General features: G+C 48.8%; 22 protein-coding genes. 11 read left to right on the forward strand and 11 right to left on the reverse strand.

Annotated elements, in window-relative coordinates; translation table 11 throughout:
• The first annotated feature begins 1 nt into the window (after position 1).
• The 5 genes from AAAA73_RS16365 to AAAA73_RS16385 all read left to right on the forward strand — a co-directional run bounded on the left by AAAA73_RS16365 (position 2) and on the right by AAAA73_RS16385 (position 6,145).
• On the forward strand, positions 2-1,123 hold the full coding sequence (locus AAAA73_RS16365) for a DUF6765 family protein (protein WP_340599568.1): 1,122 nt from the start codon (positions 2-4) through the stop codon (positions 1,121-1,123).
• A gap of 12 nt (positions 1,124-1,135) precedes the next feature.
• On the forward strand, positions 1,136-2,839 hold the full coding sequence (locus tag AAAA73_RS16370) for a GMC family oxidoreductase (RefSeq protein ID WP_340599569.1): 1,704 nt from the start codon (positions 1,136-1,138) through the stop codon (positions 2,837-2,839).
• A 104-nt stretch (positions 2,840-2,943) separates the two neighbouring features.
• On the forward strand, positions 2,944-3,867 hold the full coding sequence (locus tag AAAA73_RS16375) for an HlyD family secretion protein (protein ID WP_340599570.1): 924 nt from the start codon (positions 2,944-2,946) through the stop codon (positions 3,865-3,867).
• Entirely contained in the window at positions 3,867-5,441 is a 1,575-nt protein-coding gene (locus tag AAAA73_RS16380; RefSeq protein ID WP_340599571.1) for a DHA2 family efflux MFS transporter permease subunit, read from the forward strand. The genes AAAA73_RS16375 and AAAA73_RS16380 overlap by 1 nt, the downstream gene beginning before the upstream one ends.
• Before the next feature lie 146 nt (positions 5,442-5,587).
• Positions 5,588-6,145 (forward strand): septal ring lytic transglycosylase RlpA family protein, encoded by a 558-nt coding sequence (locus AAAA73_RS16385; RefSeq protein ID WP_340599572.1) that lies wholly within the window; start codon positions 5,588-5,590, stop codon positions 6,143-6,145.
• 3 nt (positions 6,146-6,148) lie between these two features.
• Here AAAA73_RS16385 and AAAA73_RS16390 read toward each other — a convergent pair whose 3' ends face one another.
• Together AAAA73_RS16390 and AAAA73_RS16395 are read right to left on the reverse strand one after the other, a co-directional pair.
• Entirely contained in the window at positions 6,149-6,733 is a 585-nt protein-coding gene (locus tag AAAA73_RS16390) for a hypothetical protein (protein ID WP_340599573.1), read from the reverse strand.
• Positions 6,733-7,296 (reverse strand): cell wall hydrolase, encoded by a 564-nt coding sequence (locus AAAA73_RS16395; RefSeq protein ID WP_340599574.1) that lies wholly within the window; start codon positions 7,294-7,296, stop codon positions 6,733-6,735. Before AAAA73_RS16395 ends, AAAA73_RS16390 begins: the two co-directional genes overlap by 1 nt.
• A 155-nt stretch (positions 7,297-7,451) precedes the next feature.
• Here AAAA73_RS16395 and AAAA73_RS16400 point away from each other — a divergent pair, with 155 nt between their 5' ends.
• Together AAAA73_RS16400 and AAAA73_RS16405 are read left to right on the forward strand one after the other, a co-directional pair.
• Positions 7,452-7,967: an HNH endonuclease gene (locus tag AAAA73_RS16400; protein ID WP_340599575.1), complete on the forward strand. Its 516-nt coding sequence runs from the start codon at positions 7,452-7,454 to the stop codon at positions 7,965-7,967.
• 124 nt (positions 7,968-8,091) lie between these two features.
• On the forward strand, positions 8,092-8,481 hold the full coding sequence (locus tag AAAA73_RS16405; protein ID WP_340599576.1) for a hypothetical protein: 390 nt from the start codon (positions 8,092-8,094) through the stop codon (positions 8,479-8,481).
• Between the two features lie 6 nt (positions 8,482-8,487).
• On the opposite strand, the gene AAAA73_RS16410 is transcribed toward AAAA73_RS16405, so the two are convergent.
• The 7 genes from AAAA73_RS16410 to AAAA73_RS16440 form a co-directional block, all read right to left on the reverse strand.
• Positions 8,488-9,084 (reverse strand): hypothetical protein, encoded by a 597-nt coding sequence (locus AAAA73_RS16410; protein WP_340599577.1) that lies wholly within the window; start codon positions 9,082-9,084, stop codon positions 8,488-8,490.
• Positions 9,085-9,093: 9 nt separating this feature from the next.
• On the reverse strand, positions 9,094-10,263 hold the full coding sequence (locus AAAA73_RS16415; RefSeq protein ID WP_340599578.1) for a hypothetical protein: 1,170 nt from the start codon (positions 10,261-10,263) through the stop codon (positions 9,094-9,096).
• Positions 10,264-10,374: 111 nt separating this feature from the next.
• Positions 10,375-11,547, reverse strand: coding sequence for a hypothetical protein (locus tag AAAA73_RS16420; RefSeq protein ID WP_340599579.1), 1,173 nt, complete (start codon positions 11,545-11,547; stop codon positions 10,375-10,377).
• Positions 11,548-11,582: 35 nt separating this feature from the next.
• Positions 11,583-12,992 (reverse strand): hypothetical protein, encoded by a 1,410-nt coding sequence (locus tag AAAA73_RS16425; RefSeq protein ID WP_340599580.1) that lies wholly within the window; start codon positions 12,990-12,992, stop codon positions 11,583-11,585.
• A gap of 45 nt (positions 12,993-13,037) precedes the next feature.
• Positions 13,038-13,700 (reverse strand): hypothetical protein, encoded by a 663-nt coding sequence (locus AAAA73_RS16430; protein WP_340599581.1) that lies wholly within the window; start codon positions 13,698-13,700, stop codon positions 13,038-13,040.
• Between the two features lie 16 nt (positions 13,701-13,716).
• Positions 13,717-14,988 carry a hypothetical protein gene (locus tag AAAA73_RS16435; protein ID WP_340599582.1) on the reverse strand — a complete coding sequence of 424 codons (1,272 nt, stop codon included), beginning with the start codon at positions 14,986-14,988 and terminating at the stop codon, positions 13,717-13,719.
• Between the two features lie 243 nt (positions 14,989-15,231).
• Positions 15,232-15,930, reverse strand: a complete 699-nt coding sequence (locus AAAA73_RS16440; RefSeq protein ID WP_340599583.1) for a hypothetical protein — start codon at positions 15,928-15,930, stop codon at positions 15,232-15,234.
• A gap of 121 nt (positions 15,931-16,051) precedes the next feature.
• Here AAAA73_RS16440 and AAAA73_RS16445 point away from each other — a divergent pair, with 121 nt between their 5' ends.
• Positions 16,052-17,308 (forward strand): glycoside hydrolase family 113, encoded by a 1,257-nt coding sequence (locus AAAA73_RS16445; protein ID WP_340599584.1) that lies wholly within the window; start codon positions 16,052-16,054, stop codon positions 17,306-17,308.
• Between the two features lie 8 nt (positions 17,309-17,316).
• Here the strand turns inward: AAAA73_RS16445 and AAAA73_RS16450 are convergent, their stop codons facing one another.
• Complete coding sequence (locus tag AAAA73_RS16450) at positions 17,317-18,051, reverse strand: type 1 glutamine amidotransferase domain-containing protein (protein ID WP_340599585.1); 735 nt, start codon at positions 18,049-18,051, stop codon at positions 17,317-17,319.
• A 152-nt stretch (positions 18,052-18,203) separates the two neighbouring features.
• Between AAAA73_RS16450 and AAAA73_RS16455 the strand changes: the two genes are divergently transcribed.
• The 3 genes from AAAA73_RS16455 to AAAA73_RS16465 all read left to right on the forward strand — a co-directional run bounded on the left by AAAA73_RS16455 (position 18,204) and on the right by AAAA73_RS16465 (position 20,628).
• Positions 18,204-18,935: a pseudouridine synthase gene (locus AAAA73_RS16455; RefSeq protein ID WP_340599586.1), complete on the forward strand. Its 732-nt coding sequence runs from the start codon at positions 18,204-18,206 to the stop codon at positions 18,933-18,935.
• A 292-nt stretch (positions 18,936-19,227) separates the two neighbouring features.
• Complete coding sequence (locus tag AAAA73_RS16460; protein ID WP_340599587.1) at positions 19,228-20,016, forward strand: substrate-binding periplasmic protein; 789 nt, start codon at positions 19,228-19,230, stop codon at positions 20,014-20,016.
• Between the two features lie 177 nt (positions 20,017-20,193).
• A complete protein-coding gene (locus tag AAAA73_RS16465; protein WP_340599588.1) occupies positions 20,194-20,628 on the forward strand; it encodes a HAMP domain-containing protein in 435 nt (144 codons plus the stop codon).
• Positions 20,629-20,646: 18 nt separating this feature from the next.
• On the opposite strand, the gene AAAA73_RS16470 is transcribed toward AAAA73_RS16465, so the two are convergent.
• Complete coding sequence (locus tag AAAA73_RS16470; RefSeq protein WP_340599589.1) at positions 20,647-22,089, reverse strand: DUF1254 domain-containing protein; 1,443 nt, start codon at positions 22,087-22,089, stop codon at positions 20,647-20,649.
• Positions 22,090-22,141 lie beyond the last annotated feature (52 nt).

The raw sequence follows: 22,141 nt of genomic DNA on the forward strand, positions 1-22,141 counted from the left end.
TATGCAAATCGATTTTCATCTGGGTGTGACCTATGTACTTGCGCGCATGAGTGGATTTTCCCCTTATGAGGCCAACACCATCGCCAGCAGCTCACAGTATGTTGACGATGCGGTGAACTCCGGTACTATTTTTTTTGAAAACCGCTCTGTTTATGAATTTCGCGCCAGCGCCCACAAGATGCTGGACTACCGAAACTTCAAAGAACTGGCAAACCATCATGTGTGGATTCCCTTTCACTTTATTCCCGGCAATGAAGTCCGCGATCAAGGTATCGACTCCTTGGCGCAGAAGCTGGTGTGTCGTCCGAATAGTAAAATTGCCCAGGATGTCGTCCACAGTTGTGTGACCAATTTCAATAAACCCTTTGGCTATCATCTGCTGGGCGTAACAACCCACGCCTTCGTGGACACTTGGGCTCACCAAGGGTTTGCTGGTATCACTCACGAACTGAATAAAGTCAGCGAGATCTATGACGGCGAAGGCGCCCTGGATGCTGACATGATGAACTACCGCAAGAAGTTCTATCGCAGAAACCCATTCCGTCGCATGTACGATTGGGTTCTTTCATTCTTTGTGGGTGAATACAATCCCATCGGCCATGGCACGGTCTTGTCGTACCCTGATCTGCCCTACTTACGCTGGAGCTACCAGGACTGGCAGGGCCGCACCATTCAGCGCGACAACCCTTCCGACTATATGCAGGCGATTCACCACGTGTTGGCCTTTTATCAGGAAGTCCGCAAAACCCACGGTCTGCCTGTGGTGAAAATTTTCGATGAAGATCTGAAAAAACTAAAAGAGCTGATTCAGACAATCGATAACGAAGAGGGCGAGGAACGCCTGCAAAAATGGCGCGAGCATATTCAATGCGGCACCTTTCAATTTGGCACGGACACCTGGAACTACTCTGTTGAAGGCAAAGATGGCTGGCTGAGTGAAGCCTTTGAAGACATCGAAACCAATGATGACTTTGACTTCAACTCCGACCTGGAGCTGTTAAATGTTCCGTATAAGGAAGAGTTTTTAAAGTCCAACTGGAAGCTGATGCATGATGCTTTGCTGTTTTATCGCTTTACAGTTTTGCACGATGTTCTTCCCAGATATCAAATTTGTGTCGCATAAGGATTTTACTGTATGAAACTTGATTTCGACTACGTGGTGATTGGTTCAGGATTTGGCGGCTCTGTGATGAGCTGCCGTCTGGTTGAAAAAGGCTACAACGTCTGCCTGCTGGAGCGCGGACGCCAATGGAAAATGCACGAATTCCCTCGTCGCCCCCATGAGATTCAGGACAATATGTTCTGGGATCCGGAAGATGGCAAATACGGTTTGATGGAATTCCGCGACACCCCGGACAGCGACGTCATGACGTTGACGGCGAGCGGTCTGGGCGGAGGCAGCCTGATTTATGCGAATGTTCTTTACCGCATGCCAGAAGAGCTTTTTGCGGGATGGCCCGGTGGTTTCACTCGCAACAAGCTTGAGCCTTACTATGATAAAGTGATCTCCATGATGGAGGCTCGCCCCTATCCGTACAACTCCGATCCGTATTACACGGACACTCCGAAGACCACGGCCATGAAAAATGCCGCACAACAGATGCAGCAGAATCCCGCCTCCCTGACGCCTGCGGAATTTCAACTTCCGCCACTGGCTGTCCGTTTTGAAGGCGAGTTTCCAGGACAACAATCCTTGAATTCCCATGGCGCAGTTCAATCAAAGTGCAACAAGTGTGGTGAGTGCGACCTGGGTTGCAATATTCACGCAAAAAACACCCTGGATCTGAATTATATTTTTCGCGCCAGAAATCTAAAAAATTCCACAGGCACTTTGGATTTACGAACACAGGCCGAAGTCAGCAAGATTGAACAAGTTGGCGACCACTACAAAATCACTTTCCACGTCCCGCAATTCCCCTCTCAGGAAATCGTTTTAACCGCCGGCAAAGTCATTGTCTCTGCGGGTTCCGTGGGCTCCACATCGCTTTTGTTGAAAATGAAACAAAAGGGCCTGTTACCGAAACTGAACAACTGGCTGGGACAGAAATGGTGCGGGAATGGTGATCTGTTGGGAATGGTCTTAAATACCAAAGACAACCATGATCCCACGAATGGCCCGGTCATCACGAGTGCCATCAAATACTCAATGAAAAACTATCCTGATGGTTTCCCTCACGGAATGTATCTGGAGGACGCGGGCTTCCCGATTGGCATGGCCTGGTATCTGTCAGGAAAAGTTCCGCAGATCACGGGCATAACAGGTGTGCTGTCACTGGTATGCAAAACTTTGAAAAAATACGCCTGCAAAATTTTGCGCATCAAATACAAGTCTGAAATCAATGTGGGTGATGACTTTGCAGCGGCACTGGATCGCGGCACTTTCACCCGCAAAGCGATGGTTCTGCTGGGTATGGGACGCGATCGTTCTGACGGCGTGGTCTCCTTACGTGATGACGGACAGACCGTGATTAACTGGGACATCAAAACCAGTGACCTGCACTTTGATCGCATGCGCGAGGAAATGAAAAAGGTCGCGGAAAACCTGGACGGAACTTTTATGGACAACCCTCTGACTCATTTGGATAAGGTCATTGCGGTTCATCCCCTGGGAGGCTGCCCGATGGGTGACAGCGCTGATTCAGGCCTGGTGAGCCCTCGTGGTGAAGTCTACGGGTATGAGGGGCTTTACGTCGTTGATGGCAGCATCTTGCCCACCTCAACCGGCACGAACCCTTCCTTGACCATTGCCGCCGTGGCAGAGTTTATCGCTGACCAAATCCCAGCGAAACCATCCATTATGGCTGCTTCCAATTTGAGCGATACTCAAAAAAATCAATAATCTAAGGGGGTTACTTATGCCCCCGTTGTAAATAACCAAAGAAGCTTAGTTGCCTTAGTATTTAACTTTTGATAAGCTCAGGACATTCCAAATGGAGTGTCCTTATGTCTTCTGCTACCACGCCTTTATCAAATCTAACGTTTCGGTCTCTTTCCAGATTACTAATTCCCACCCCACTGAAAGAGAAAATCAAACAGAGTCCTCTTGGAAAAATCAACCTCACACCAAAGCAGCAACGAACCGCAAAGTTCGCGGGCCTCATTGCAATAATTTTGATTTCCATCACCACCTATAACATTTTCTTTTTTGAAGGCACCGATGATGCTTTCGTTAAAGCTCACCTGCACACCGTCAGTCCACGCATTGTTGGAACCGTTGTGGAAGTTCTGGTGAAGGACAATCAGCACGTCAAAAAAGGCGATGTCCTGGTTCGTCTGGACAAACGCGATTATGAAGTGCAAGTGAAGGCCGCTCAAGCTCGCTACGGGAAATCACATCGTGACCTGGGTCGCTTCAATGGTTTTGCCAACCTGGGACCTTCCGAACGCCCGGTGTTCGATCAATACCAATCCGATGCACTCGTGACTGAGGCTGAATTACAGAAAGCACAGTTGCAGTTGGAGTACACTTCCATCGTGGCTCCTGAGGACGGAAAGATCGGTAAACGAAATGTTGAAACCGGTGAATTGGTTCAACCCGGACAACCGTTGATGGCCCTGATTGAAAATGAACCATGGATCGAGGCAAACTTTAAGGAAAGTCAGATTCGTCATTTCCAAATCGGTCAGAATGTTGAAATCAAAATCGACGCCATCCCTGGCAAGACTTTCAAAGGGCATCTGGACAGTATTGCTCCGGGCTCTGGTTCCACTTTCTCGCTACTGCCTCCGGACAATGCGACAGGAAACTTCACTAAGATTGTTCAACGTATTCCCGTAAAAATAGTTTTCGATAAAGAAGATATGAAAGGTTACGAAGATAAGCTGATCTCAGGCATGTCCACAGAAGTCTCCGTTAGAATTCACTAATGTCTGCCGATATCGCTCATGGTTCAAGCACTGAACCCCCGATGACTTTTAAATCCTGGCTGGCCGTTTTCGGAGCGGTGCTGGGGGCCTTTATGGCCATTCTGGATATTCAAATCACCAATGCCTCCATCCGTGACATCACCGGCGGTTTGGGAGCCACGCTTGAAGAGGGCTCCTGGATTTCAACCTCGTACCTGGTCGCAGAAATCGTGATCATTCCGATCAGCGGCTGGCTGACGCGGGTGTTTTCACTGCGCACTTATCTGACGTGGACTTCGATTCTGTTTCTAATCTTTTCCGTGGCCTGTGGTCTGGCGTGGAATCTGGAATCGATGATTATCTTCCGCGCCCTGCAAGGTGCAACCGGCGGAGCACTGATTCCCCTCGCCTTTCAAGTCATCCTTAGAATGCCCACAAGCAAACGCAATATCGGTATGGCGATGTTTGCCATCACTGCGACCTTTGCTCCAGCGATCGGCCCCACTGTCGGTGGCTACCTGACCCAAATGTTTCACTGGTCCGTGGTCTTTTACATGAATCTGATTCCCGGCGCATTCCTGATGGCCGCGATCTACTTCGGTATCGACAAAGCCCCCAAGCAACTGGATCTGCTAAAACAGATCGATCGCTGGGGTATTATCACCATGGCAATCGGTTTATCCTCTTTGACGATCTTTCTGGAGGAAGGTGAACGCAAAGACTGGTTTAACTCCTCGACAATTATTTGGCTTGCGATTTCCTCACTGGTTTTCCTGACAGCTTTCCTGTGGATTGAACTTAAAATCAAAAATCCATTCATCAATCTGCGCTTGCTGATGCAAAAGAATTTCGGTTTCGGCTGCCTGGTGAACTTCGTCGTGGGCCTTGCGATGTATGGAGCACTTTACCTGTTGCCACTGTATCTGGCGACGATTCAAGGGTACAACTCCGTCGACATCGGTCGCACGATGATGTGGGCTGGTATTCCTCAATTGCTGATCCTGCCCTTTGTTCCGAAGATTTTGGCGCGTGTCGATGCGCGCTGGTTGGCTTTTATTGGTATTAATATTTTCGGCATCAGCTGTTTGATGAACAGCCATATGACCGCGGATGTTGGTTATGACCAGCTGATGTGGTCGCAAATTGTGCGCGCCATGGGGCAACCGCTGCTGATGATTCCGCTTTCCACAATCACGACGGGCCTTGTAGCCCCGCAAGACGTGGGATCCGCTTCCGGATTGTTCAATATGCTTCGCAACCTGGGTGGCTCCGTGGGGATCGCTCTATTGGGAACCATGATGAGCCACCGCGAGAAGTTTCACTCAGCCATGCTAACTGAAGGTGTCAGTCTGTTTCACAAAAACACCCAGCAGCGCATAGCTGACTTGGAAGGATTTTTCATGAGTCGTGGTGCAGATGTCGTGACCGCTCATCAAAAGGCCATCGCCACACTGGATGTTCTGGTTCGCAAACAAGCGAACCTTTTAAGTTTCAACGACTGCTTTAAGTTCGTGGCTATTGCTCTGGTGGCAAGTTCTGTCTTGATTCTTCTGTGTGACAAGGTCAAAGGCGGCGGTGGCGGCGAAGCGCACTGATTTCCACTGTCTCCGAGTGAGATCGTCCAGATCCTGACAGCTGTCTAAAATTATTTATACGTTAGGCTTCCAAATCACCCTGGAAGCCCCACCAAATGCACTGGAGTCGGCATTTCCCTGGCCTCTAATTTGAATATCTTAATCACATGATTAAGATTCAATTTGCCTCCACACTTCTGATTTTCCTGATGGTCCCCTTGATGTCTCAAGGTAAGACAGCACCGGCCTGCGAGCCCACGGGCTCTCTTTCGAAGTTTACAACGGATATCTCCGACGTAAAAAAACATATTTCCGAAAAGCCCAAGGAAGTTCCCGGCTACAACTCCTGCAAAGGCAAAGAGTCTGGAGTGGCTTCCGTTTACGGCATTCGCGGCCGCGATAGCTTCGCGGGCAAACGCACCGCCAGTGGCGAAGTCATGAGACCGGAAAAACTTCGCGCAGCCATTCTACGAAGCGCTTCCCGACAATACCCGATGGGCAGCTGGGTTCGCGTTTCCAGTGGTGATCGCTCAGTGGTGGTTTGTATCAACGATAAAGGTGGCGGCAAACGCGGCCGGGTGATTGACCTTTCCGCTGCCGCTTCCCGCGCGCTGGGAGGCGATGATTTGACTGATGTGGAAGTTGAGTGTCTGTTAAAGCCTGCAGATGGATCGGGCCGCTGTGATGACAAGGTCGCAGCCCAAATTTCGGCGAATGATTTCTAATTCCTACTTAAGAATGACCTGCTCGGCTTTGCCGTCTTTGATTTCATAGACGCTGGCCGTGCCCATATAACTTTCAATTTGAATACCGGTACTTTTGCCAAGCTTCTTGGCGTGCTCATCCTGGGCTGGAATCACGTATAACGGGATGCCGACCTCTTTTTGCTTGTTCTCATTTTTAGTGACGGTTTTTTCGATATTTGAGATTTTCCATTTCTGGATTTCCACGGCCTTCCAACCTGAGCCTGACTTGGTCAGTGCCACGGCATATTGCTGACTTAAATCTGCACCCAGAAGAACAATGTCTTTCTCGCCGTTATTATCGAAGTCCGCGATGAACGCCATTGGTACACCACTGGGTTCAACTTCTTTAACCAAACTCACGACAGAGCTGCCATAGTCCTTCAGATCAAAAACCAAGAATTCAGGATTCCATTGCGCAAGAGCCTTTTTAGCTTCGGCTGGCACTGAAATCTTCGTCTTCCCGTCTTGAACCGAGATCTCCACCCCATTGTCCTTGGAAACCGCGATCGGAGCAGCCACCGCAGAACAACTTACGCCACATAGAATGCCCAGCAAAACTGTTTTCATTATTGACGTCCTCCTTTGGATTTCGCAGGAGTTTTTCCAGCCGGTGCATCCGTATACTTTTTATTGGCGCCCAATTTACGAGGACATTTGTCTTCGCGAGGAACCAGGAATACGTGACTGTCGACTTTACCGCACTTTTTCATTCTGCGTGCCCAACCTGGAGAAGCCAGACTTGGATTGTAGTAATAGATCACATCATTCGGGCCTTCACGAACTGACAGGTTCACAGCCTTTTTGCATTTCTCCAAGGCGTCTTTGTCATCATCCTTTGTCGCTCTGATGTTGTTGTTTAAATTATCCTGAGTCCAACTGAATTGGGAGTCATCAAAAACAACTCCACAAACCGTACTTGGAAAAGCGTCATCTTCCGCCCGTGACAAAACGACTTTATTCACGGCAACCATTCCGTCAAAATTCTCTCCGCGAGTTTCGTGATAGCAATTGCAGATCATGCAAGTCGTTGCCGATTGCCTTTTATTACAGGTTAAAGAAGCCGCCCAAGCAGAAGCATCCACGAACGACAAACCGACAATCATCAGAAAGGCACTGGAAAATAGTCTCATCTCTCTTATTTTACTCATTTACCTCACATTCGGAAGACCTTTCTCTCCTGCCCGAACAGTTTGAACTTTCGCATACGCCTTTGGTCCAACCCCTTACCCAATCCAGGCGCAGGAAACACTTCATTTCAAACAAGCTCCTGTCGATAAGGTCTTGTATGGCAAAACTTCTGCGTAAATTTATGCGAATCCTGCGCAATGCCCTCAGCGCACTTACTGCACTTGTTCTAATTTCTTTCTTAGTGACGTCTCAACAGCGCGTTTCAATGTGGGTCGGCTGCTCAGGTTTGGTTCTACTGCTAGCTTGGCTTGGTTATAAATTTAGACCCCGAAATGAAAAGTATCTGGATTCCCGTGGGTATGTTGTCTTACGCAAATATGACGAATTCGAGCATCGTTTTATCGCAAAACGGTTTTTACGAAGACGCCTCTATCACAATGAAGTGGTTCATCACATTAACGGTCGCAAAACCGACAATGCCCTCGACAACCTCTGTGTGATGGATCGTAAGAAACATGATGCATTCCATTCGTGGCTGCGCTGGAAAAAAATCAAATCGGGCGAGTACCCAAGCTTGCAAAGGCAAAAAAGAATTCTTGTGGATGAATACCATGGCATCCTCCTCACTGAAAAACACACCTCGCTCTTTAAGCAAAGAAAGTTCAATTCCTGATACCATTGGAGTCACACCAAGAAGCCCCAGACTGAGACAAAAATGCGCTTGGAAACAAGACTTGGACCATTGTTTACTTCTCAGAGGGCCAGGGTCGTGGCTTAATAGATTCATGAGCTTGAAGATGAAAACTAATTTTCTGACGACTATTGTACTTGGACTGGCACTCTTGGCACCACTGAGCTGTGGTCAGTCCTACAATTCGTCATACTACGACGCTGACATTTACGGTGAAGGTGGTGGCGGCACTCCCGCTTTTCAGGCAGCCCAGGCTATTTTAAGAACTGAATGCGCCACTTGCCACACTCAGGCCAGCCATCAAAGCTGGGGTAATATTTCTGAAGCTCAGTTTATTGCTTTGGGATTGGTTTCCCCGGGAAATCTTTCAGGTTCGCAAATTTATACCAAGCTCAGAAACAACAGCGTCAATTCGACCGGCAACATGCCGCCTTCTTACAGTTTGAGCAATTCACAGATTCAAACAATCGAAACCTGGATTTTAGGTATCATGTAAACTCGCTTACATTCTGTAAGCGAGGCCAATTCTCCAATACATCGTCTCGTCCTTGTAAACCATCCCCATGCTCTGAATGTATTCAAAGCGTTCGCTTAAACGGGCACGCAAATCCACAAAGCCACCGGAAATTAATTTTGAACCCGACTGAACAGTCATATTGCCATTGGATCCGGAAGACCAATTTACGTTCTTCATGTAGGTCGACAAATCCAGCCCCAAATCAACCTTCGGTCCCAAGCGGTAAAAGATACGCGGTGTGATTCTGAACGCCATCCACGGCACGCGGGCCTCGAAGTAATTCAGACCAGAGTTCTTATCGCCCCCCACAGCACTGCCGCTGGCAATACCACCACCAACACCCCATCCCCAGTTCGCGTGGTAGATGTTTTTCTCAACCCCCACTCCAAACCCGTAGTAGGACGCTTTGGATTCCTGTGTGCCGCCGACATTGTCGGTTATCGAAAGTTTCTCAACCCAGGAGTTAAACTCCGCCGACAACAACCACTTTTCCATCGGAGGCACGACACGAGTCACCGATCTTTGTGCATGACAGTTTAAAGAAACCAGAATGATCAGAGGTAACAAAATAATACTTCTCATACCCGCCTCCTACAGTGACAAGTGCAGCTGACTTTGCAGCATCCACGTGTCTTGAGTGACACTGTCGTCGTTGATAGTACGTCCATTAACAAAGCCGGCACGGAACTCCATGCGTGGCATCGGGAAAGCCAAAAGACCAAAGGACCATTTGAACATATCCGAGGAATCTGCAGACAGCGTTGGATTGTAGTATTCAACCTGACTCAGAATATTGTAGCCGCGGGAAATCCGGGTCAGATTCCGCAACATCAAATAGCCACCCATTTTGTCACTGGGATTGGAAAGAGGGCTGTCTTTAACAAACCCCAGTTCCGTCAGCAAACTGTCGCCCTTGGAAAAACCCAGCTTTTGGTGCACAGCCATTCGGGTTTTCTCGACGTATTCGTTGCGTGAAGCCAGAGCTGATATCCCGACGCGATTTTGATCAGCGACGTCGTACTCAAACATGACCGACGCCCCTTTTTGCCGGACGTCCTCTTTTTCCTGAAGCAGGTTTCCAACGAACAAGTTCCCCGTTACTTCCCAGCCATCGGCGTAATACTGGGTAATCACCCCTGTGGATTGATCGTTTTGCGCGAGATCCGTGACATTGCGACTGTAGGCCGTGTGGTCAGCGATACGGATACCAAAAACTTTATCCATCAATCCCACATAAGTGAAAAGCGACTTGCTGTACTTCCAACGGAAATAATGTTCACGGGAGATCATGTTCTTATTATCAGGATCTTCGATGTTGGCGCGAGACGCCGGCGTGGGTTGATATCCCCCCGACAAAACAAACAAATACTTGCCGGCACGATCCAACTGAAGAGCGACATTGGCATCAGCCTGCATCGTGATATACTTACTGACGGCAGCAGAGCCACCTGGATTGTTTTGAAAATAGATCCCGCGATATTTAATCCCAGGACGAACCCACCATGGCAGTTGCGTGGAGCCCAGAAAACCTGAACTGGCAGCGATCTCTTCCTCGGTTGTTGTGGATTTAAAAACAGCACGGGACGCGATCTCGGTTGCGAAAAGAGCGCGACCATAATCGGTCAAGGGTCCATTTCCCTGGCCGTTATAATGACAAGTGATGCATGTATTGTATCCATAAGAAATAAAATCTGGATACGCTTGCGCAGGTTCGGAAACCAGGCTTCCCAAAAATAACAATATCGGCAAAACAAAAATCACGCTGCAACCTCATTTGAAGAACAAAACCGAATTGGAGCTTCAGTTTAGGGTTCCTGTCCATGAGGCGCAAATCAAAAGCACGGAATATGAAGGAGTATTTTGCAGTGCTCCCTACTGAGGAGCACCGTTATCCACCCAAGAGTTGACGATATTGCGTTGGGCTTCCGCCAAGATTCCACTTGTCGGCATCGGATTGTTGGCGTTGTTCATACGGGATTTGATATTCGCTGCCGCCAGTCTTGCCGCTGCATAATTGGTCAAATCCAATCCCCCGCTGGCTTTACCGGGAGCATGACAGGACACGCAGCTGTTCGTGAACACACCACCGCTGGCCACCAACTGCGAGAATGTCACATTCGTCGGAGAAGCTGTTGGCGACGCCGTGGCCGTGGCTGTTGGAGTCGGCGTTGGATTCGTCGCACTGGTCGATCTCAGAGTCGCAAACTCCAATGCGATTTTATCCGTGGTATTTGGAGTCATCACCAGAAGCGCATTTGCAGTTCCAGCGGACAGATTTGTCGCTGCCGTGGTTGAAATAACCGCATTCACGTTTTGATAAGTTGTTACTTCAGAAGCCAAAACATCGTTCGCATGGATCGTGATCATCTGTACCTGATAACTTCCGGACGAGGTGTTTTTCAAACGCAAAGATGGATTGCGGAACTCATAACCCTGAGTCACACCACCCACCACAGCACGGCGGATTTCAATAGTCGCCGTTAACGGTGTGGACGGAGTTGCCGCAGCCAAATCAAATGTCATGGTTTGGAAAGCAGTTGTAGTCGCCAAATTTGCTGGAACAGTGACTGAAGCAGACTTCACGGCGCTGGAAGGAGCCGTCACACCGGTCTCAACCAAACACTCTGCATACTTTTCCTGAGCCGCAGACCAGTAAGTATTGATTTCAGTGATACGCGCCTGATTCGCAGGTCCCGTATAAGGTGGTTTATGGGAAGCGTTGACCGCTTGAGATGAAATTTTCGCAGCACCTACCGCCGCAAAGGCCACATAGGAAGTTTTCACATCTTGAGAACCAAAGACACCCAAACCCGGACCATCGGTAATATGGCAGCCACTGCACGTTTGTGCCAGGAAGGGATGAAAAGTATTTGCATACACTTTTACGATCGCTTCCTCGCAGGTTTCCCCGCTGGCAGTTGAGAAATACGCACTTCCACCGGACACACTGCTCATGATGAAGCCCTCGCCACAGTTGTTGAATGCAACAAGCGTGACCACAGCCCCAACGGCCCAGAATAATTTTTGTCCTATCTTAGTCCCCATCACTCCCCCGAGCAAACGAACAAATACAATATCACTTAGGCGACTTTGATCACTTGAGAAAGCTGATTCGTATCCAGGATACGACCACCCACCCGATCAAACAAATCCATACGTTTATTGGCCTGACACCAGTTCGCAAATACCGCTGCTGCCACCAATTCAGGATTCGAACCCGTCACAAATGTCGGATCAGAAGCCTGGTTGTTGTTGAAGTGCCCCACTTGATAGTCACTTGTTGCAGGACGACCCGCAGGATCGTAATAAAACAAGTACGCAATACCATGACCGCGATCGCCAACCCAAGGTGCCGCACGGTCCTCAGAAGGATCACTGTACACAGAGCCATCCGAAACAACCAACACCATCACAGGCTTACCCAGAACATTGGCAGTTTCAAGGATACGGCCCACTTCATTACCAGCGTCCAGGTCCTTGGCATCACCCGCAGTACGAGTGTTGTTGTGGTAGTCATAACCACCAATTTCAAGATTGGAAGAACCGGCTTGTCCAAGCAGCGTGTTATAAACCATCGCACCAAATAACAACTCACGGTTGTTATTTGCAGTATTGGCATTGATACCCCAAACACTGGCAACGCTGGCGCTGGAACGTGGATCCACAGCCGAGTTCCCTTTTGCCAGGACATCAATATTCTTGATACCCGCACAATCCAGAACTGTCTTTACGGTTTCGCCGCCCTGAATGGAGGCGATCTTACGAGTTTGAGATTCAGTAAGGTTGCTCATCAATTTAACCAAGGAACCTTTTTGAGAGGCGTTCAGCGAGGTGTTTAATGATGAACTGTAACCAATCGAAGTAAGCAACGAAGTATAGTTATTCACCACCAACGGCGCTGGTGGCGCGGCAAAGCCCGAAGACTGATTCATACCCGTGCGCGTGTTGCGATTGCCCATATTAGGCAAATTGGAACCAACAAGCCCGGCCTTGGTGATAGCACCAGACACGTCAAACTTGTTCGCATTGGTATCATTCTGGGAGTCCACACAAAACGCGATGAACGCTGTTTTTGAAATGGTCGTTGTTGAAGCTCGGGCTTTAAGCCCGGTCAAAAACTTACTGATGCCATTGCCGGCAAACGGCGCATTACCGAATGTGCGCTCGATAGGAACCTGGTTGTTTCCCAGACCCAGTTTGTTATAGGTCGAAATCGGCTGGCGAGCAGCATTCTGTGGCACATAGTTCGCGGCCATCGCGGCACCGCCACTTAGATTGACTGTCACAAAGGGAATCAATGAATTTGGAATCGGGCACTCCGCCGCTGTCGCTGCGTGAGCGGAATTCCCCAACACTAAAGACATCCAGTTTGGCACAAACATGTGCGCTGCAAACGGAATCATTCCCGCTGACAAAAAGTCACGACGGCTGACTGGTTTCTTATGACCAGATTGCGCCCACATAGGGATGTCTTTTTTATTTTTTGCCATATTCTCCCCCCAGAGAAGTCCTGCTAATAAAACTTAAATCAAAAACTAGTACGTAATAGCATCGAAACTGGATAGCATTGCCGCACAAGTCGACAACATCAATCCATTCGTGGATGCCGCCTGAGTACGCGCCGCTGCTGCCAGGGCCGCTATGAACTCAGTCTTATATCCTTGCAAAAGAGCCAATTCTTCCATGCTGATATTTCTGCCCCAATAAGAGCGAGCCATGCCACGCACGCTGGATTCGAAAGCTGCGTCGGTCAACGAACTCACACCTGCGGCGAAATTCACACTGCCAAAGAAAGCACGTTGCGCTGCCGCCTGTGCTTTCTCTGTTGTCAGCAATGAGTTACAAACTTCACCGGCCAGACTGGTCGCACTTAGCATCAAAGGACCGTTGGCCATGCTTAGGTCATTCCCCGCTGCCAGGGCTCCGTAGCGATTGTTATATTCTGATGACAAAGCCGTGCTCACCGCAGTTACGTTCGTCACACGCATCATGGAAGCCATGGTCTGTTCAGCTGAAAGCAGGGCATAAGGAATTCCCAGCTTCTCGGAGTCGGTTTCCTGAACTGTCCCGCCGCTGGTAGAGGAAAAATCCTCACTCACCGGCAATTCACCGTAGCGACCACAGTTATTGAAACTGACCGTCACGAAGATCATCGAAGGAAGAACGTAAAATAGAAACTTGATATACTTCTTATTCATAAATCCCCCCTTCACCTTAGTTCAAACACTCTGTTTTAGTGGCCATTCTTTCGAACAATGCTTTTAGCTTGTAACCGTTTTGTTCGAACTCATCCCCCCACTCTTTCAAGCGGGCCTTGTCGTTGACAGGGTCCAGAGTCTTACGACAAACAGTTTCAAACACTGTTTTTGCCATACACTGACTGAACCGGCGGGAATTCGAAACCACGCGGCCGAAACCGGCTGCGCCATTGCCACTGAGTGCATCACCGCGCCACTCAAAGAAATCAGCATTCTTGGTTCTGATCGCATTGTTAACAAAGGAAGTGTTGGTGGTCACATAGCCGGATGGGAATACCGAGTTGTTGCGATTCATTTTAATCACAACACCTGTGTTGGTATCCGCGGCGATACGATACTCCGCCGGAGAACCACCACGCGTGTTCACATCTGAATGCTTGATACCCAAGGCATCAAAATCCCATTTGGCAAAAGCCCCACGGAAACCATCCATCACGGTGTGACACCCTTTGCAGGACGTCGCAAACTTCATATGGTCGCCACCTGGAAAACGGTCGATATCGCGACCGATACGCACGTCAGAAGCGCCCGTGTCGGCCCAGTCATTCAAAGGCACACACATAAATTCACGGAAAGTATATTCAACAAGACGACGGTTTGTCCCGGCCGTGGCATGCGCACCCATAAATGCACGCAACGTCAATACACCGGCAGGATCCGGATTCGCCACAGACGTTGTCGCACTGGTCGCAATCTGCTGGCCAGTTCTGCGCACCAGATTTGTTGCCAGGTTCACGCGTTGTGTTTCCAAATCCATATAGTGATTATTGGAGATCAACAAATCCGCCACCATATCAGAGCGCACGTTCGCACCGCTGCCCATGTAGTAGATATTGCCCGTCAATAGTTCGCGGGCATCGGTCTGATCACGAGTGACGCCGATAAAGGTCGCCACCATGTCATTCAATTCTGTTTTGATTGTTTCATCACGAGTTGAAAGCTTCAACGCCATCAACTTTACAGTGATGTTCAGGAAGTTGTTATCGGCTGTCGCGATTTGCGCAGCACCCATCACATCGCCTCTGTTCAGCAATGCAACCATTTGAGAAACAATGGGACTGTCTGCAGGAAGTTTTGTTCCGGTCAGACGCTCATAGATCTTACGCGCTTTCAATTCCATTGCAGAAGGGTCCGCAGCACCTGTCACAGGTTTTACCTGTGCATGCACCGACTGCCCTACAGACAGCAGCCCTACAACAATGAGTGTGGTCATCAAGAATCGCATCATATCCCCCAAGCCCTTATCGACAATTTTCGCTTGAAAATGACCCAACCCCCACAAAAAAAGGTTGCAATCTCAACTTGATACTGGAGAAGTTTTTTGCACCAGGGGGTTTTCGTCTAAGAGATTTCCAATGGTCGGTCTTGACTCCACGTTTTGCTCAGAATTCAGAGAGGAAAATTGACATTTTGCCCGGTTTTTAAGCACGGAAACAGGGGCCTTTTGAGCGCATATTTTTAAAAGAAGTACTTATCGCGGAGCTTGGGAAGGTGGTCCGATACTTCCCGGAACAACATTCTCCAGTTCCCGAACATCCTTGGCCGAGGGGCGATTAAGTTTCTCAATACTCCGAATCACTTCCACGGTGGATAAGTTACTGCTATCGACAAAATCACAGCTTCTTTTTTTAAGGATATCTTTAAGAGTCTTAACACCTGCGCCCAGGTTTGCCGCAAAGGGATCTTTTTTTTGTCGAGGGGGACCAATCCAAATACATTTACTTGCCACTTTCTCCACTTCATTGAGAATTTTCCCGATGGCATCTCTCTGATTTTCCATTCCCCGGGGACTGTTTAGCATGTAAGTTCCCAGAGCAATGACGGTCAAATCCGGATTTGCCTTTGCCAGCTCTTCAGGAATCATTCGGCGCTTCACTTCCTTGCTGACACTTTCCTGCCCTTCCTCATTGCGTTGCCAGAATCCACAACTGGAGGGCGCATAGTCCGTACTGACTCCAATCCAGGTATCTGCAGTCGAGCCACAAACCGCCACAGTATTGACATCCACGGCTATTGTCCGCAAATAGCGATCCACGGTATTTCCAAATGTGCCCGCCACGCGATCGTCGCCAACAAATAAAACGCTCTCATATAATGGTGGAGCCTCGCCGGAGGCCATCGCTTTTGGATTTGCAAACAGAATCAGAAATAGCAACGCTGTAATTCCCATAGTCTCATTGTAAGGGATTCCATTTCAGAGAGAATTTGAAGTTTCGCACTGGATCCCAAAGCCCTTGGCCTTGTGTTGGCAGTCAGCTTGCAAATCGGTACAGGTGCATAAAAATAGAGATATGAAAAAACTAATTCTGGGTCTTGCCATTATATTAGTTGCCTTGTCAGTGACACCTGCGGCTGAATCCAGAGAGTCCGCGGTGAATATCATCACATACTGGTCCAGTGGCTTTCGCATCGACAATACAGAGCAAGGTAATCGCGTACGACGCCTTCTACAGAAAATTAAGGACCTTGGTGTGACCACCGTTATCTTTAATTTTCGCGGGCAGATGATTGGGGGAACCTCAAACACCGTATTTTCCGTCGTACCCGTGGATCAACAGGCCGAAGAGGAACGTAATCTGGAAGCCACACTCCAATATGCCAGAAGCATCGGGCTGAGAGTCGCCTTCAGACCCATCCTCTTGGTGATTGGTCCCAAATGGGAATTCCCCTATGAAGATGAAAATGGTTACCTGTGGTGGCATGGAAACATCAATCCCACAGATCCCGAGTTGTGGTTTCGCAGTTTCTTCACCTACCATGCGCGCTACATGAGGATCGCCGCACGAACTGGTGCCGCCTGGTATTCCATCGGTGCAGAAATGCATTCACTCACCTCGGGAATGGGCAGTCGCAGTCGCAATCAAAGATTCGGTCGTCCTGATCTGTGGATTCAATTTATCTATCGGGCCCGACAAATTCTTGGCAACAAAGTGCAAATCACTTACGGCGTGAATTACACAGATCAATACGTCATGGAGGATGGAGTTAAAACCTGGGGTGGCGAATTTGAACAGTGGCGCCACGACCTCACTTACTCTCCCCGCACCAATCAGGAAATTCTGCACCAGCAGTACCTACGCAGTTTCTGGAGTGAACTGGACTTTATCGGGGTCGACTACTATCGCGCCCTAGGGGCCGCCAGCACCAAGTACCCCACTGAATATGAAAAATTAAAACAAGTACTTACTCCTTTTTCCATGCAGTATGCACTGCAACTGCAAAATTCACTCAACCAAATCAACACGGCCACAAACACCCGTAAGACTCTGGCAGTTCAGGAGGTCGGCTATCGCAGCGTCGACAAGTGCTTCGTCTCCCCTTATCTTTATGAAGACGACGAGGCCCCGATCAATGTGCAACACCAGGCTGTGGCCTGGGACGCATTGCTAATGTCTCTGTGGAATCCCCAGACTCCGTGGATGACCAGCCTGGGTATCTGGCAAGTATTGGTGGATGACGACACTGATCTGACACCCAACGGAGGATTCTCCCCACTGGGCAAAGAGCCCACAGAGCAGGTCTTGAAAAGATATTTCAGAACGAAATAAATATTAAACTACAATTGAGCGTGCCATTCGCACCAGTTGACGGCTGGTAAATCCAGCCCTTGCTCGATAAACTCCAACATTTCCACAACCGATTGCCCCACACCCATCGCAGAGGCTGGATTTTGTCCCGTAACCAGGCGTCCACTTTTAACGACGTGTGCTGAGAACTTGGGACCGCTGGTGTATGTGGCGCCCAAAGATTCAATTTTACTTTGCAATAAAAACGGCACGACGTTATCCATCCCAACCATTTCCTCTTCGGCATTGCTAAAACCCGTGACTTCGTGATCTCGTAACAAAAATTCGCCTTGGGAATTTCGGCAGTTCACCAGCCCCGCGGTGCCATGACAGACAGCTGCTATGACGCCATCGTTTTCGTAAATTTCTGAAACCAAGCGCTGCAACTCTGAACTATCCGGAAGATCAAACATCGCTCCATGGCCACCGGATACATAGAGGGCGCAGTAGTCTTCGGACTTGAGTTTTGAAAGATTCAGACTGCTTTGGATTTTTTCCAAAAAATCCTCATCATTCATCCACACCGCATTCATCGGATCATCCATTTTGATGCCATCCAGGGGAATTTCACCTCCCAAGGGGCTGGCTAAATCTATTTCATAACCTGCGGCTGTAATTTCCTCATACGGATGAGTCAGCTCCGACAAAAAGGCTCCGGTGCGATGACCGGTCTCCCCTAAATGAACCGTGTTGGTGGCGACAAAAAGGACCTTTTTTTGCTTCATAATCCCCTCCGTACACCTAGAATCCCCTATAGAATCCAGAAGAACTATTTTTTTACTCTGATTTGCGAATGATCAAACTTCGCGCAAACGAACCACGGACTTTGGCTGAGGAATCTCTGGACAAAAGCACGCTCACCGCCTAGGTTGGCGCCATGAAATTGCTGTACCAGGATCCTCATTTTATCGCCGTGGATAAGCCCTCGGGCTTCCACGTTCATCCGCCGGAGGATTCTCAATTCAAAGTCCCGCGGGATAAAATTTGCCTCTACCTGGTTCGCAATATGATGAAGCAGCATGTATTTCCTGTTCACCGCCTGGATGCTGCCACCAGCGGCGTATTGTTGTTTGCGCTGTCTTCGGAAGCTGCAGGCACCATCTGCAAAATGTTCGCGCAACGTTCGCCGCAAAAAACCTACTGGGCTGTGGCCCGGGGTTTCACACCTGAACAGGGTGATATTAAAGTCCCTTTGGAATTGGATTCCACCGGCGACCTGGTGGATGCTCACACGTCCTTCGTGCGCAAAGCCACCATTGAAATTCCAGTCGCTGTAGGGAAAAAATTCCCCGCTGCCCGCTACTCTTTGCTGGAGGCCAAGCCCCATTCCGGCCGCTACCACCAGATTCGCCGGCACTTCAACCGGATCTCCCACCCTCTTTTGGGAGACGCCTATCACGGCGATTCGCATCACAATCGCTTCTTTAGGAACGAACTGGGAATTCCCGGCCTTTGCCTAAAAGCCCGCAGTATCGAATTTACGAACCCTTGGAGCGGTGAAAACGTCTATATTGAGTCCCCAACCTGCGAAAAATGGGAAAAGATTCACGATCTGTTTGATTCCACCACGCCCTTGCCTGACAAATTCAAATCCCCTTTGACGACCTAATCCAAGCAGCGTAGAACACCACCTTCACGAGGTTTTCCCTATGTTGTGTTCAAAATCCCAGGCAATGCAGAAATTGCTATTCGTTGTCGGGCTTCTATTCTTCCTATTGGTGACTCTAAACACCGGTACTTAGTCTTCAATGTTAAAAATGTGTAAAACGACTCCCTAATCGCCCCGTGGTGTCGTCGCAAATCGTCCCTTAACCTGCCCGCGATAGTTCGTCTGGCAATATTTTTTATCTTTTCACAATGGTAATTAACATTTTGATTAGAATTTGTTTTAGAGTGCGCCCATGCCAATTGTTAAATCACACGGACTACTACTAGCCATCGTACTTTGCTTTGCACTTCCTGTGCACGCGAAGAAGGCATTCCGTATTCTGGTTGAAGACAATTGGCCCCCATATGCCTACGTGAAAAACGGTCAACCTGCGGGCCTGACCATCGACCTTATCAAAGCTGCTCTTCGACTGGGCGGCGCTGATGCTAAAATTCAACAAGTGACTTACCTGCGCTGCATGGCTTTGACTGAGCCCGCTGGTAAAGACGTTGCCTGCGCCAACACGGCCCGCAACGAGGATCTGGATCTAAAATACAACTTCCCCAGCCACTACCTATTCCGCAGCCGTGGCTTGATTGTCACCAGCAAGGAATTCAATAAAGCCAACCACAAGAAATACAAAAAGGTTTCTGATCTTGAGTACAAGATGGTGGCTCTACCGAGCAGCTTTACCTTTGGTAAAGAGTTCGATGAAAACACACGCATTCTTCGCTATTACACAGTCAATGACCTGAACGCCCTTCGCCTGGTGGAATCCGGTCGAGTGAAGTTTGCCGCCATTGACGAGATGGTTCTTTATTACTACCTAAATCACCATCCGGAGCTGAAAGAAGTCATCACTCCGATTCTGGAACTGACCAACGAGCCGATTTACATGCAGCTTTCAAAAACGCATATCGATACGATCGAGCTGAAGGACAAATTTGATCGCGGCATGGCGGCCCTTAAAGCCTCCCCCGAATACGATCAGATGCTGCAAAAATACCTGGGTAAAGGTATTCCGGTCGATAAATTCAAATAATCAGACTTTTTAAATTCGCCCAGTTTCCCGACGGAATTGATCAGGAAACTGACAATGCTGTTTCGTCACCTGTTGGCTGATCGTCTTATTTTGAGAAACCATCTGCAGACCTGAGAATTTTCCAGCAAGCCCTCCTACATCACGCTATATTTAAATAAACACCAACGAGGACCGGCCATGGGTATTTTCAAACACCGTCGCAAACTGATTGTAAATCGCGAAGTACAATACGACGCTTTGATGTTTGTTGGACTTTTTGTGACTGGTATTTTCATTGCTCAGGTTATTGCCGGGTGGGTGCTGATCAGCAAGCTGGAAAGCAAAGCCCTGGCTGGTGAGTACGGCTCCATGACCATTGCGGAATTCATCGCTCATCATAAAACCATTTTCCTGGTCAATGAACTTCTGGTCGTGATTGTCTGCTTGGTTGCGGGATTTTACCTGACTAATAAAGTGACCAGCAAAATCGTGGGTCCTCTCTTCAATATCCGTCGCATCCTCAACAAAGCGGCAAAACCTGAAGCCGAACCTGTTGAAATCAAATTGCGTGAGGGTGATTACTTCCAGGATCTTGCCAAAGATCTGAATGTGGCCCTGCAAAAGCGCAAGTAATAAATCTTTTTGCGAAAATCAGTTTAAGTTTTCAGACAGATTTTTAAATTCCGGTATTTTTTGAAGACTCGGAATTTTCCACTTTCCATCCAACACTGACGTTTCCGGCCAGTACATTCTAATCACCAGACTGAAATCCTCGCCGGCGGGCGACGGCAGCCAGTTGGACTCCCACTCTTTCCCTGGCGAAACATTCTGTACGTAGATATCAATCGATCCGTCAGGATTTCTGCGATAAGGGCTTACACTGTTCAGGGAGTGACGATTCATAGGATTTTCAAAGAAAAATTTGCGGGTGTTGTAAAGGGAGAGTGACCAAAAGCCCCGCACCGGAGGCGTCTGACCTTGAGGGAATCTGAGTGTGTACTTAAACCCACCATTCAACCGTTCTCCGCGACCATCCACCAAAGCCTGCGCAAAGGCCATATCCTGGGCTTCATCTTTTTCAAATCCCAGTTTTGTCATAAGAGCCCGCACCTGGTAGTTTTTTTCATACTTACCGGTCAGGATCGGCTGCCCCCAGCCATTGACGATGCGTAAGTTCGGCGTACCTCGCTGAAAATCAGCAAACTGATTTTGCCCGGCAAAATATCCTGAGTTCAAAGCTTCTTTCACTGCAGCAGGAAGCTTGTCATAGTTGAATTCCTTGTCCGGAAAAATCCCCAGCGCCGCCATTTTAGAAACAATTGCGCCATCTGTTTGCGCCGGTGGATTGCGTTTCATTTCATCGGCAAAGGTTGCAAAAAAGATCCGCGCATCCATGTTTGCAACCTGGTCCAGAATCGGAGTTCTTTGATCCACATCAACATTGAAATTCACAGCACTTGGTGGCTCCACGTTGGTTTTGTGCATGGCCAGTGGCACGATTCGCAGTTTATCCTGGTAGGCATAAACCCGATTGTAATCAGAGCTTCCTTTAACCTGCACTTTGCCGATCATCCACACTGATTGTGTGGGCGCCGCTATATGCTGAAGTCCTGCGGGCACGTTGCCTTTCCAACCCGGTCCGGTAAGCAGCAGCTGTTTTTCACTATTGCCACCCACTCTGCTGCCGGGAGATGCAAACACCTCACCCCAGGCACTGATCATTGAAAAAACCACGAACCGGTTTCCGGCATAAGGAATCGATACCACCTGCGGTTCTTTTAAGTCCAACCACGCAAGACTGGTCAGAGTATCCGGTTCCGGATAAGCCTGAGTTGCTTTTCCATCGGGAAGCACTCTTTTGTTGGCCAACTGATTGATCGGTGCCTGATCATGGTTGGCCCGTGGCACAGCCGTCATCACCTCCCGGGTGGTCGCCATCACAACCATCGGATAAGCGTAAATGTAGGTATCCGCGGCAATCTTTTTCAAATCCTCGCGCTGGGCTACCATACTCTGTGCCTGCACGCTTTCAATACTTGCACAACACAGCAAAGCCACACCGAACAGCGAAAGAACCTTGCGTCTTGATCCCATGGAGCCTCCCCGAGACAGTGCTTTCAGATTCGTTTCAACTCCCCTTCAAAAC

It is taken from the genome of Bdellovibrio sp. GT3 (assembly GCF_037996765.1).
Classification (GTDB): Bacteria; Bdellovibrionota; Bdellovibrionia; order Bdellovibrionales; family Bdellovibrionaceae; genus Bdellovibrio.